This is a genomic window from Magnetospirillum sp. WYHS-4 (assembly GCA_039908345.1).
GTDB lineage: Bacteria > Pseudomonadota > Alphaproteobacteria > Rhodospirillales > GLO-3 > JAMOBD01.
In genome coordinates this window covers 29,481-41,042 of record JAMOBD010000011.1, presented here as the reverse complement: position 1 = coordinate 41,042, position 11,562 = coordinate 29,481, and the positions used below count along the sequence as shown (strand labels likewise).

Annotated in this window: 9 protein-coding genes and 1 pseudogene; 5 read left to right on the top strand and 5 right to left on the bottom strand. The window is 65.3% G+C overall.

Going from position 1 to position 11,562, the window contains the following annotated elements:
* Positions 1-37 precede the first annotated feature (37 nt).
* Positions 38-448 carry a helix-turn-helix domain-containing protein gene (locus H7841_05540; protein MEO5336339.1) on the top strand — a complete coding sequence of 137 codons (411 nt, stop codon included), beginning with the start codon at positions 38-40 and terminating at the stop codon, positions 446-448.
* A gap of 63 nt (positions 449-511) precedes the next feature.
* Here the strand turns inward: H7841_05540 and H7841_05535 are convergent, their stop codons facing one another.
* A complete protein-coding gene (locus tag H7841_05535) occupies positions 512-1,231 on the bottom strand; it encodes a methyltransferase domain-containing protein (protein MEO5336338.1) in 720 nt (239 codons plus the stop codon).
* Positions 1,232-1,529: 298 nt separating this feature from the next.
* On the opposite strand from H7841_05535, the gene H7841_05530 reads away from it, so the two are divergent.
* Both H7841_05530 and H7841_05525 read left to right on the top strand, forming a co-directional pair.
* Positions 1,530-2,567 (top strand): GNAT family N-acetyltransferase, encoded by a 1,038-nt coding sequence (locus tag H7841_05530; protein MEO5336337.1) that lies wholly within the window; start codon positions 1,530-1,532, stop codon positions 2,565-2,567.
* A 374-nt stretch (positions 2,568-2,941) separates the two neighbouring features.
* Positions 2,942-3,121: pseudogene (locus H7841_05525) on the top strand (sugar O-acetyltransferase).
* A gap of 9 nt (positions 3,122-3,130) precedes the next feature.
* Here the strand turns inward: H7841_05525 and wecB are convergent.
* A complete protein-coding gene (gene wecB, locus H7841_05520) occupies positions 3,131-4,186 on the bottom strand; it encodes a UDP-N-acetylglucosamine 2-epimerase (non-hydrolyzing) (GenBank protein ID MEO5336336.1) in 1,056 nt (351 codons plus the stop codon).
* 107 nt (positions 4,187-4,293) lie between these two features.
* Here wecB and H7841_05515 point away from each other — a divergent pair, with 107 nt between their 5' ends.
* Together H7841_05515 and H7841_05510 are read left to right on the top strand one after the other, a co-directional pair.
* Entirely contained in the window at positions 4,294-6,675 is a 2,382-nt protein-coding gene (locus H7841_05515) for a hypothetical protein (protein ID MEO5336335.1), read from the top strand.
* A 20-nt stretch (positions 6,676-6,695) separates the two neighbouring features.
* Positions 6,696-7,490, top strand: coding sequence for a glycosyltransferase (locus H7841_05510; protein MEO5336334.1), 795 nt, complete (start codon positions 6,696-6,698; stop codon positions 7,488-7,490).
* 1 nt (position 7,491) lies between these two features.
* Here H7841_05510 and H7841_05505 read toward each other — a convergent pair whose 3' ends face one another.
* The 3 genes from H7841_05505 to H7841_05495 are packed head-to-tail and all read right to left on the bottom strand — an operon-like array spanning position 7,492 to position 11,391.
* The gene (locus H7841_05505) at positions 7,492-9,027 is read right to left on the bottom strand and encodes a B12-binding domain-containing radical SAM protein (GenBank protein MEO5336333.1); all 1,536 of its coding nucleotides are present in this window, start codon (positions 9,025-9,027) and stop codon (positions 7,492-7,494) included.
* A gap of 10 nt (positions 9,028-9,037) precedes the next feature.
* The gene (locus H7841_05500; GenBank protein ID MEO5336332.1) at positions 9,038-10,216 is read right to left on the bottom strand and encodes a radical SAM protein; all 1,179 of its coding nucleotides are present in this window, start codon (positions 10,214-10,216) and stop codon (positions 9,038-9,040) included.
* An 11-nt stretch (positions 10,217-10,227) separates the two neighbouring features.
* Positions 10,228-11,391, bottom strand: coding sequence for a radical SAM protein (locus H7841_05495; GenBank protein MEO5336331.1), 1,164 nt, complete (start codon positions 11,389-11,391; stop codon positions 10,228-10,230).
* Positions 11,392-11,562 lie beyond the last annotated feature (171 nt).

Sequence of the window (11,562 nt, the reverse complement as noted above, 5' to 3'; positions counted from 1 at the left end):
GGACGGCCAGCCCATCGGGACGCCGCGTCCCATCGACATGCACGTCGGTTCCCGGGTACGCCTGCGTCGCACCCTGCTGGGGATGAGCCAGGAGAAACTGGGCGAGGCGGTCGGCCTCACCTTCCAGCAGATCCAGAAGTACGAGCGCGGTGCCAACCGCGTCGGCGCCAGCCGGCTGTGGGAGTTCAGCAAGATCCTGGACGTGCCCGTGTCCTTCTTCTTCGACGACATGCCGGACCACATCAAGGACGCCGAGAAGCGGCGCACCTCCGGTTTCGACGACGTGGTACAGCAGGCCCTGGAACCCGACCCCATGGCCCGGCGCGAGACCCTGGAACTGGTTCGCGCCTACTACAAGATCACCAATCCGGCCATCCGCAAACGGCTCTTCGAGTTGACCAAGTCGGTTGCCATCGCCGATGCGGGCGAGGATGAGCCTTCCCTCTGATCTTCGACGCCCCGGCCGCCCATGGCCGGGGTGTTTTCCTTTTCTCTCCAGATGTCCGGTTCTTCAGGTCCTGGGGGCGGCCGGCGTGCAGACGGCGACCAGCTCCTTGCAAAGGTCGGCTTCCACCATGTCGCCCGACAGGGCCAGGACCTCCAGCATCCGGTTGTCCCAGTCCCGCATCTGGGCTTCGGCGAAGGGCTTGAGGATGCATCCGAACAGTTCCTGGACCGCCCATCCCGTCGCGTCGAGAAGGGCCCGCAGGCCGGCTTGGTCGAACAACTGACGGGTCTCGGTGCGTTTCGCCCGTTCATTCAAGTCGTAGGGCGAGGACTCGATCCCCAGGGCGACGCCCACCCGCCGGTGCAGGGACAGGGCGTTGGCCGTGGTGAGGATCATGCGTCCGGCCGGCTGGGCAAGCTTCCGGGTCTTCGTCAGCAGACTTCGCGGGTCCGCCACCATCTCGACCACGCCGCCCGCGACCACGGTATCGTAGCGGGTATCGGCGACGAAGGCTTCGAAGGTGGAATGGATTACCCGAATGCCGTCCCGGTCCCGGAAGCGCGCGCGGGCATGCTCGACGTGACTGGCGGCCCCTTCCACAATGTCGACGCGGTGACCAAGGCCGGCCAGACTCTCCGGCCAGTCGTCCTTGGCATAGCCCAGGCTCAACACCCTGGGACCCAAGACGAAAGGAAGGCAGCGATGGATGACGAAGGACGACATCCGATTCTGCAAGGTCAGATGGTCGTAGCCTTGCCGGGCGACATCATCGAGCCGATCCATCCCACGGGGTCCTTCTTCTCCAGGCAGCGTGCTGGGCCGAAGACTATGACGGCCGGGCGGGAAAGTCACGGCCCCGGAAGCCGGAACGGGGGCTTGAGCCGATCCAGGGATGACGGAATCGGCTCTTGTTATTGCTTTTGGCCGCCCGCCCTCCGGGCGGAGCGATGAGCAATTCCGTCAAGGCCGGAATTGCTCTGGGCAAATCCGCCGGGCCTGGCCTATCCTCGTCGCCCTGTGGCCGGCCGTGCATTTTTCGGCCGCGTCGCCCGGCAAGGCCCCCTTTGGAAAGGAGGGCGACGTGAAGATCGTCGCGCTGAACCCGGATCGTATCGAGGCCTGGGACTCCTTCGCCGCCGGGCATCCGGGGGCCCATCTGGCCCATCGGGCGGCATGGTTCTCGCTGGTTCGCGAGACCTTCGGGTACGAATCCCACGGGCTGGCGCTTGTCGACCCGGAAGGTACCCTCGTGGGGGGGCTGCCAATGTTCGACGTTCCCGCCGGGCGGAAGCTGACGTCGGCGCCGTTCCGCGACCGGGGCGGTCTTCTTCTCGCGGACGGGATCGACGGAACGCCCCTGCTGCGGGAGGCTCGGGCCTTGGCGGATCGGCTGGGCCGCGATCTGCAGATAAGGCAGGGCGAACCTCTTCCCGTCCCCCCCGACGGGATGACGGAGGCGCGGCACTGGCTGACGTCGCGCCTGGACCTGACGCCGGGTCCGGAGGCTCTCTGGCGCGCGTTGGACAACAATGCCCAAGGCCCCGTCAAACAGGCCCGTCGTCAAGGAGTGGCCGTCCGCATCGGCGAATCGGCCGCCGACATGGAGATATTCCGGTCTCTGTTCGCCTCCACCCGGCGCCGGCTGGGCGTACCGGTCTTTCCCCCGGCCTTCTTCGACGCCTTGCATCGGCACTTCGTGGCGCCGGGACTGGGGCGGCTCCTGCTGGCCGAGGTGGACGGCCGGCCCGTTGCCGGCCTCCTGCTCCTGTTCGAGCGGGACACCGCCCTGGACGGCTACGCCGCATCGCTGCCCGGAACCGCCAAGACACGGGCCAACGACCTGCTGGTCTGGACCGCCATCGAGACCGCCTGTTCGCTCGGCAAGGCGGTCTTCGATTTCGGGGCGGATTCCCCGCGCCAGACTTCCCTGCTGTCCTTCAAGCGCAAGTGGGGGGCACAAGTCCTTCCGCTCAGCGAGTACTGGTCGTCGCCTCTCCGCGCCGCCGATCCCCTGGACAATTCGAGTCCAGTCTATAGGCTGGTTCGCGGTGCGGTGAGCCGGTTGCCCTTTCCGGTCTACGAGTGGGCGAGCCGGTTGGTCGTGGCCCGATATGGCTGAGGAGTTCCATGGCTGAACTCGACGGCAAGGACCCGGAAGATGTCCTGGGATTGACCCGGGGCGACGAAGCGGCGATCCGCGCGCACGGTTCGCGGATGCGATTCGTCGCCTTCGCCGCCTGGGCGTCGTTCCTGCGCCTGGTCGCCAACCACTGTTTCTGTCCATCGGTCCGCCGGGTTCTTTTCCGCTGGTCCGGCCTGCGGCTTGATACCGGGGCGCACATCAACATGGACGTCACCTTTCTGGACGACTTCATTCCCGGAATGATTCGAATCGGCGAGCGGGCGACCTTGTCGCCGCGGGCCATCCTGATCGCCGTGTCCCACCCCAACAATTCCCGTCTGGGCGAGATCGCCGGTCTGGCCCGGATGGCGCCCGTCCAGGTCGGGGCCGACGCCTGGATCGGGGCCGGAGCGATCCTTCTGCCCGGCGTGACCGTCGGTGAACGCGCCGTGGTCGGCGCCGGGGCGGTGGTGACCCGGGATGTACCTGCCGGAACCATCGTCACCGGGATTCCCGCTCGCGTGACGGGGGCGGTCGACGGTCGGCGCTGAGGAGGGCTTTCAGGCTCCGGCCAGGAATTCCCGCAGGATACGGACGATCCGCTGGGCGGCCTTGCCGTCGCCGAACGGCTGACCGCCGGGAGTCCAGTCTTCTTGCGCCCAAGACCACCAGCGAGGCAGATCGGCCGGGGAGGAAACCACCTGAACGGCCCCGACCTCCCCGAGTTCCGGCCACACCGGCTCGGGCAGCAAGGTCAGGCACCGCTTGCCGAAGAAGAAGGCTTCCTTGCCGAGGCCTCCGGAATCGCTGACTACGAAGGCGGCGGCTTGGAGCGCGCCCAGGATCTCGAAATAGCCGAGCGGTGCCACGATCCGCAGGGATGTCGGCGGCTGCCAGTCGAGGCGGGCCAACGCGGCCTCGGTGCGGGGATGGATAGGCAGCAGAACGGGCAGGGGGCAAGTCCCCAGCGCCTCCAGGTTGGCCCGGAGCGCCTGGCCGTCGTCCACGTTTCCCGGGCGGTGCAAGGTGGCCAGGACGAAGGGCCCCGTCATGGCGGGAGCGACGGCCCGAGATCGCCATTTGACGACCATGTCCAGCATGACGTCGCCGACCACCACGGCCCTTTCCGCCAGTCCTTCGCGCACCAGGTTGAGGCGGGCCAGTTCGGTCGGGCAGAGCAGAAGTCGGCCCAGGTGGTCGGTCAGGCGCCGGTTGATTTCCTCGGGATGGCGGTCGTTGTAGCTGCGCGGGCCCGCTTCCACATGGGCGATCGGAATACCCAGCTTGGATGCCGCGAGGGCCGCCGCCAGAGTCGAGTTGGTATCGCCATAGACAAGAACCAGGTCCGGCTCCCGGGCGACGAACTCGCTTTCCAGGGCCGCCAGCATCGCGGCCGTCATGGCACCGTGGGTTCCGCCGCCGATGCCGAGGTTGACGGCGGGCCGGGGCAGTTCGAGTTCTTCCAGGAACCGGCCGCTCATTTCCGGCGAGAAATGCTGGCCGGTGTGGATGAGCGTTTCCCGGATGTCTTCCTCGGAGGCCAAGACCGCCGAAACCGCCGCGGCCTTCACGAGTTGCGGCCGGGCTCCGACCACCGTGACGATTTGGTAAGGCATTCCCCTTCTTACACCACAGCGACCCAACCGACAAAGAATTCCCGGGAAGACGTCGGCAGGTCTTGTTGACAAGGCATGGGTGGTCACGCAGGCTGGGGACGGGGCCAATGGAGCGGAATCTCATGGCGGAGCGGGGCGACGGGGAGAATCCGGCCGAGGTCTTGGAGCGCCTGAGGGCCGCCATCGAGGCGAACCGGATCGACGAAGCCGTCGGCCTGGCGATGAGTCTGGGGGAAGATCCGGATCTGCCCGCCGGTCTCAGGATTACCGCCGACTACTTGCGGGGTGTAGCCCTCGCCAAGGGCGGCCGCCATTCCCAGGCCGCGGATGCCTTCCGGCAAGTCGTGAAGGCGGTCCCCAACAGCGGGGAGGCGGCGGCCAATCTGGCCGGCGTCCTGCTGCAGCGGGGCCGCAACGTGGAGGCCTTGCTGGTCATCGAGGATTGCCGCCAGTCGGGCGGGTCCGGCGCCGATCTGGACAAGCTCAAGGCCCTTGCCCTGGGCCGCCTGCGACGCCCTGTCCTGCGCCGGATGATCGAACGAAGCCTCGCCTGGGGAGTGCCGTTGTTGGGAGTCTGGACGCTGCTGACCGGCGTCTATGCCTGGACCCTGATCCTGAGGACACCGCGCAGCGTGGCCCGCCTGGTCGCCCTCTTGGCCGGACGCCATCCGGCGGCCCGGGCAAAAGGCGCGGCCGGGGCAACGGGTCCGCTGGCAGGCTTCACCGAGGAAGATACCTGGTTCCGTCCCTATTACCGCCGGCTCGCCCGCACCCTCAGGAACCATGGGCGGTTCGGCTATGCCTTCGAATGGTGCTTCGGCCTCGTCCTCGCCGACCTCTATTTCATCAGTTCCTTCACTTATCGGCTCTACGCCTTCCTGGGCGACAGGCTCTACGCGGCCGCCAGCCTGCTGCTCGCCGTTCTCGTTCCCCTGGGCCTCGCCGCCGCCGGCGGGCCGGGATATCCGGCCCTGCCCTGGCTGGCGCTCTATGCCTGGGTGTTGGCGGGAAGTCCGATGTTCGGCGTGGGTTATCTGCAGTTCGGCAAGCCCGAACTGCTCTGGTGGCCGACCATCGGAATCGTCGCCTTCCTGCTGTTCGGCGGGCACGACCTGGCGGCGGGATTGCTGTGGTCGGGACTGGCCATCGCCAGCGTGCCGGTGGCGGTCCTGGGGGGGGCTATTCTCGCTCCGGCGACGCTGGCCCACATGATCCTGGCGAGCGGCCTGGAAGGCCTCGGCGCTTCCATCGGTTCCTTCCTGGCCGGTGCCGCGGTGGGGATCGGGCTGATCCTCGGGCGGATCGCCCTTTCCCTCCATTTGAAGGACGTCTCCGGCGGCATCGTCAAGGGCCAGAGTTTTCGTAGCGCCGCCGACCAAGCCTCCCTGCTCAACGACGAAATTCCTTTCGTCCTGCCCATGATCGCCTGCACGGTAGCGGCCGGCCTGGAAGGGTTGCCGGTACTGCCATTCGCCGTTCTCGGAGCCACGGTGACCGGCTTGTACCTGGTCAACGACAGGCTCTGGAAGATCAACGATCAACTGACTTTCGATCTGGCTGCCTTTGCCGCCTTCTGGGCCCTTGCCGCGGCCCAGGGCGGCCTTTGGACGCTGGCCGTGGCGCTGGCGATGATCCTCCGGCCGCGGACGAGCTATATCGGGCACCCGGCCTCCGACGGGCTTCTGCCGCTGCTGGGCGGAACGTCGTGGCGCGCCATCGACTGGCCGGCAGCCTACGAGGCCTGCCGGGCGCAACTGACTCACTTCCCGCGTTCCTATTTCAGGGACTACCGGGCCCCCTTGATGCCATCGCTCGATCTTCTTGCCGACGCCATGCCGCCCCATTCCCGTCTCATGGGGGAAACGAGCGGACATGTCCGCTTCGAGAACCCGCCTCTCCGGGCCCTTTACACCATTCTCTGGGAATCCCTCTCCCGGCGCGGACTGGAACTGGTCAACGACGATCACGCGGTCACCACGGCCGGGGACATGGTCGAGTTCCCGTTGTCCCAGATCAACGGCATGCGGATGACCGGTCGCCAGATCGACGACCTTTGCCGGCGGCTGGGGGTCCGCTTTCTTCTCGCGCATACCCGGCGGACCCACGACGTCATGCTCGGGGAAGGCTGGAGCGTGGCGGCCAGCGCCATCCTGGGGGAACGCGATCATCTCGATGTGGTGAACATGCCCCCGAAGACCCAATTGATCCTTCTGCGGGCGCCGGAACGGGATGGAGATTACGAAGTCGTCCAGGGCGTGGCGGACTCGCGGCATGGCCGCAATCTGCTCGCCTGGACGGCGGCGGCCGGAAGAACCTATGTCGTCCGCTACCGGCATCACCGCTATTTCCGGGCGACCCAGGACGGACGGCCCTTGCGGATCGACCCAGTGAAGCCCTTCGCGGACAAGAGCTTGACCTTCATGCAGGTGACGGCGGAAATCGATGGCCCCTTGGAACTGCGGTTCCGGTTCCCGCCGTTCACGACGTAACCCAGGGACAGGAATGCGGAATGGCGAAATCGATCCAGGACTCTCGGGTGATCTTCATCCTGCCGGCCTACAACGAGGAGGCGGCGATACGGCCCGTGGTGCGGAACCTGCATGAATTGTCGACGAAGATGGGATGGCGGCACGTCATTCTCGTCTGCGACGATGGTTCGCGGGACGGCACCGGCGAGGCCCTTGCCGAGTTGCAGGCCGAGGTTCCGACATTGGAGGTCATCCCCCACAAGATCAATCGTGGCCTGGGGGAAACGGCGCGGGACCTGTTCGAGCGCGCCGCCGAAATCGCCGATCCCGACGATGCGATCATCCGCATGGATTGCGATGAAACCCATGGCTCGCACTACACGACGCGCCTGCTGATCGAACTGTCCCACGGCTACGATGTGGTCATCGCCTCGCGCTTCGCGCCGGGAGGCGGGCAGAAGGGCCTGAATGCCCATCGGATGCTGCTCACCCAATGTGCCCGCTATTTCATGGGCTTCTTCTTTCCGATCCCCGGCGTAAGGGATTACTCCTGCGGCTACCGGGCCTATCGCGCCCGGATCGTCCAGAAGGCCATCGCGGTTTACGGAAATTCCTTCATCCAGCTCAAGGGCCTGGGATTCACGGGGACTCTGGAGAAGCTGGTCAAGCTTCATCTGATCGGGGCACGTATCGGCGAAGCCCCTTTCACCCTGCGCTACGATCATCGCCAGACCCAAAGCAAGATGGTCAGTTCGGTCACCACCCTGGGCTACATGGTGATGGTGATCCTGTACTACTGGCCTTTCGGCGGGTGGCGTTGGCGCAAGTGGGGGTGATTCAGGGTTCCTGGTCACGCCGCGAATAGGGGCTGAACGGGGTGTAGGCCGAATTGACCAGGCGCAACCCCATCAGGGCCTTACGCGTCAGCTCGCCCAGGCTCGAAACCTCCCTCAGCGCTTTCCACAGATACTTGGGCCGCAAGTAGAATTTCCGTACCGCCCGGTTCCGCATGGCGACCAGTTGCTCGCGGGTGGCATGGCTTTCGACCAGGCGCGGCGGCCGGAAATTTTCTTCCGGCCGACGGGCGAAGGCCGCCCAATAGTCGCTCTGGATGGTGCCGTCGGCCAGGCATTGCCGGTACATCTCGGTCCCCGGGTAAGGAATGGTGATCGAGAATTCGGCGAAGTCCGGGTCCAGTTCGACGGCGAAGTCGATGGTGGTCCGCATGTCGTCCTGAGTCTCGCCGACGTTGCCCAGCATGAAGAAGGCCAACACCGTCAGGCCCGCGTCCTTGGCCGCGCGGATGGCTTGCCGGGCCTTGTCCGGCGTGGTGTGCTTGCGCATCAGGTCCAGGACCGCCTGGCTGCCCGATTCCACCCCGTAGTGGACCCGTCGGCACCCGGCGCGACGCATGAGCGCCAACAGCTCTGGATCGGCGTTGTTGACCCGGTCGCGGATGGCCCACTCCACTCTGTTGCCGTTCGCGATCAACTGGGTGCAGATGGCTTCGACGCGCTTTCGGGAACTGGTGAAGGTGTCGTCGTAGATCTCGACCTCGTGGATGCCCAGGGCCTGGATCTCGGCGAATTCGGCGGCCACGCTTTCGGCCGAGCGCGACAGGGTTTTCTGGAAATTAAGCTTGCAGAAGGTGCACTGGTGCGGACATCCGCGGCTGGTGATCATGGTCGTCACGTAGGCGCTCTTGGCCAGAACGGACGAATAATTCCGGATCGGCAGCAGGCGCCGATCCGGATGGGGAAGCGCATCCAGGTCCTTCTGGATGAAGAAGGTTCCCGGCGGCGGTTTGATGCCGTGTTCCTTGAAATGAAGGCCGGGGAAGTCCGGGTCCTTGATACCGTTGGCCAACATGTTGCACAGGTAGAGAAAGGGCATTTCCCCGTCGCCTACGATGACCGAATCGACGAAGGGATGATCCAGGGTTTCCTGCGGATAGATGCCCAGGTGCGGCCCGCCGTAGACGAGATGGGTGTCGGGCAGGGACCGCTTGATCGCCTCCCCGGTTCTCCAGGCGGGCCACCACCAGTCGGTCCAGGCGGAGATGCCCACCACGTCGGGACGCAGTTCCGCCACCCGACGGGCCAGGGCCTCGAACGACAGTCCTTCGGCCAGCGCGTCGATGACGTGGGCCCGGTGCGGGGAGAAGGCATGCAGGGCCGTCGCGACGTAAAGAATGCCTTGCGGCGGCTTGAACCCGATGCCTCCGCTTTCCGAATACCTGGCCACCAGGGACCCGACCGCGCCCCAGTCGGGGGGCAGGATCAAAACGGCGGTCAGCGGCCGCTTCGCCTCGGCGAAGGACGGCTTGACGTGTTCCGCCGCCTCCAATCCCCTCAGCACGTCGTTGCCGGACATGGGGTGTTCCTCAGAAGTTGACGCCCTCGCACCGGGCGCAGGCGGTGAACCGTCCGTTCCTTTGCAGGTCTTGCCGGAAGGCCCGGTATTCCGGGCCGTTCCAGCATCCCTCGAAGCCGCGTTCGAGAATGTTCCCGAAGGTATTGTGGTAGCACCGCTGCAGAGGCGCCAGGGTGCCGTCGGTGGAAATCTGCATGGCGAACCAGGCCACCACGCACCGGGTGTCGTCCAGGAAAGTTCCCGGCTCGTTGAAGTAGGTGTGGAGATCGCGGCGGCCGTGGCGGAAGAAGAACTTGCACTTGCCCTCGGTCCTCGCCGTCAAGCGGTGGACTTGATCCCACAGGAGATCGGTATCGATGGAGGCCAGGTCGGCCGTGTCGCTGAGGCAGGCCTCGGTGGCGTGATACTTGTCGCCGAACACGGCATTGTGGCGGGCCGCCAAGTCTTCCGTGCAGTAGAACATCACCCGGAAATCCACCTGCCGGATGGCTTCCATGGGCAGGCTGGCGACGCAGTCTTCGAGGGTGGCGTAGTTCTGGTCGCCGATCACGTAGTTGATGTAGATGTCCGGGTGGTCGACTCCCTTGGCGCGCTTGACCTCGGCCAGCCGGTTCACGCCGGCCACGACCTTCTCGAACACGCCGGGAACGCCTCGCACCAAGTCGTGGACGTCCTTCGGGCCGTCGACGGAGACGACGATCTTGGTCAGACCCGCTTCGACCAGATCCTCGGCCCGCTTTTCCAAGGTGACGGCGTTGGTGTTGATGGAACAATGAAGGCCGTTCCGGCGGATGTAGGCGATCGCTTCCGGCAACGGGCCGTAGAGCAGGGGTTCGGTGGCGGGAATGCTGACGAAAGGGGTGAAGCCCTTGACTTCGTCGACGATGCGCTTGAAATCCTCGATGGGCATGTTGGCGGCGTGGCCGCCCGCCAGGTTCTGGAAGAACATGCTGTCGCGGTTCTGCAGCCCGTAGTCGCAAAACCGGCATTTGAGGTTGCAGTGGTTGTTGACATGGATAAAGACGGACACGGGCGGCCGGGCGCGGCCGTCCCGGTTCAGGTAATAGGCGGCGCCGTTGGCGAGCAGGCGCAGGATGTGGGCGTTCTTGTGGGCGGTCGGGTATTTCTGGATACCGAAGCCGCGTTCCGCCAGGACCCGGATATTCTTGGTCAAGGTCTTCAGGTTCATCGGCCCTACCCTTACCTGTACAAGACGCCGTCGCACCGGGCGCATCCGGGGAACCGGCCGTGCTTTCGCAGATCCCTACGGAAACCGCGCATCTTTTCGCCGTTCCAGACGTCCAGGAACGGCTGTTCCATGATGTTTCCGAGTCGCAGATCGTAGCATCGCGTCAAGACGGCCAAGTCGCCGTCGTTGGTGATCTGGGCTACGAACCAGGGAACGACGCATTTGGTGCCGTCCATGAACTCGGCCGGCTGGTAATAGTAGCGGCGAAGCATGTTCGCGTCGGGTTCGAAATGGAAGGCGACCTTGTCGCCGAAGCGAGCCTTCACCTCGGCGACTTGCCGGCAAACCGCATCGAGATCCAGATTGGCCGGATTGAAGTCGTCGGGGAAGCAGGTCGACGTCGCCGGGTACCGGTCGCCGAAGACGGCGTTGTGCCGCTCGACCATCTCCCGGGTGAAGAAGGCCATCAGCTTGATATTGACGATGTCGATGTCCTGGAGCGGCAGCCCGGCGACGAAATCGACGATGTGAGCGTGATTCTCGTCGGTGATGAAGGAATTGACCATCAGGTGCGGCCGATCCAGGCCCCGCGCGCGCTTCCGTTCCGCGACCTGTCGCAGCCCGTCCACGACGCGGTCGTAGCAGCCGGCCAGACCGCGCATGTGGTCGTGGATTGCCGGAGGCCCGTCCAAGGACACGGACAGACGGTAAAGGCCGGAATCCATGATCTCGTCGATGCGTTCCCCAACCCGCAGTCCATTGGTCGTGATGTTGGTGTCCAGGCCGCGATGGCGGGCATAATCCACGGCCTCGAACATGGGCTTGTAAAGAAGCGGCTCGGTCGTCGTGACGCCTAGAAGGGGCTTGAACGAGGCCACCTCGTCGATCAGGGATCGGTAGCGGTCGATGGGGAAGTCGCTGCCGCTTTCGCCGCGCAGGTTGTGGTAGAACATGGACTCGCGGTTCTGCAGGCCGATGTCGCACATGCGGCAGCGCAGATTGCAATGGCCGTTCACCGTCAGAAAGATCGTCATGGGCGGCCGTGCCCGACCGTCGCGAGCCAGATAATAGGCCGAACCCTGGCGAATCAGCCGCCCCAGGGTATTGTTGTCCCCCGATCCCGCATGTCGCCGGGTGGTGAAAAGCCGTCTCCAGAACAGCGATAGCTGGTTCATCGATTGCCTTGCCTTCGCTTCGCCACCCTTCGCCCAGGTTAGATGGCAAGGGTGGGGACTTCGTTCAAGCCGGGAAGGATACCGCAGTCGGGCGGCCGACGCACCGCCGGCTTGCGGATTCGTGACGACGGATACGGATTTTTAGCGATCCGTCGGGTTGACTTGGTGATA

Excerpts from the sequence above, each read along its gene's own strand:
- H7841_05540 (MEO5336339.1), top strand. The coding sequence starts at position 38 with ATGCACGTCGGTTCCCGGGTACGCCTGCGTCGCACCCTGCTGGGGATG.
- H7841_05535 (MEO5336338.1), bottom strand. The coding sequence starts at position 1,231 with ATGGATCGGCTCGATGATGTCGCCCGGCAAGGCTACGACCATCTGACC.
- wecB (MEO5336336.1), bottom strand. The coding sequence starts at position 4,186 with ATGCCTTACCAAATCGTCACGGTGGTCGGAGCCCGGCCGCAACTCGTG.
- H7841_05515 (MEO5336335.1), top strand. The coding sequence starts at position 4,294 with ATGGAGCGGAATCTCATGGCGGAGCGGGGCGACGGGGAGAATCCGGCC.
- H7841_05510 (MEO5336334.1), top strand. The coding sequence starts at position 6,696 with ATGGCGAAATCGATCCAGGACTCTCGGGTGATCTTCATCCTGCCGGCC.
- H7841_05505 (MEO5336333.1), bottom strand. The coding sequence starts at position 9,027 with ATGTCCGGCAACGACGTGCTGAGGGGATTGGAGGCGGCGGAACACGTC.
- H7841_05500 (MEO5336332.1), bottom strand. The coding sequence starts at position 10,216 with ATGAACCTGAAGACCTTGACCAAGAATATCCGGGTCCTGGCGGAACGC.
- H7841_05495 (MEO5336331.1), bottom strand. The coding sequence starts at position 11,391 with ATGAACCAGCTATCGCTGTTCTGGAGACGGCTTTTCACCACCCGGCGA.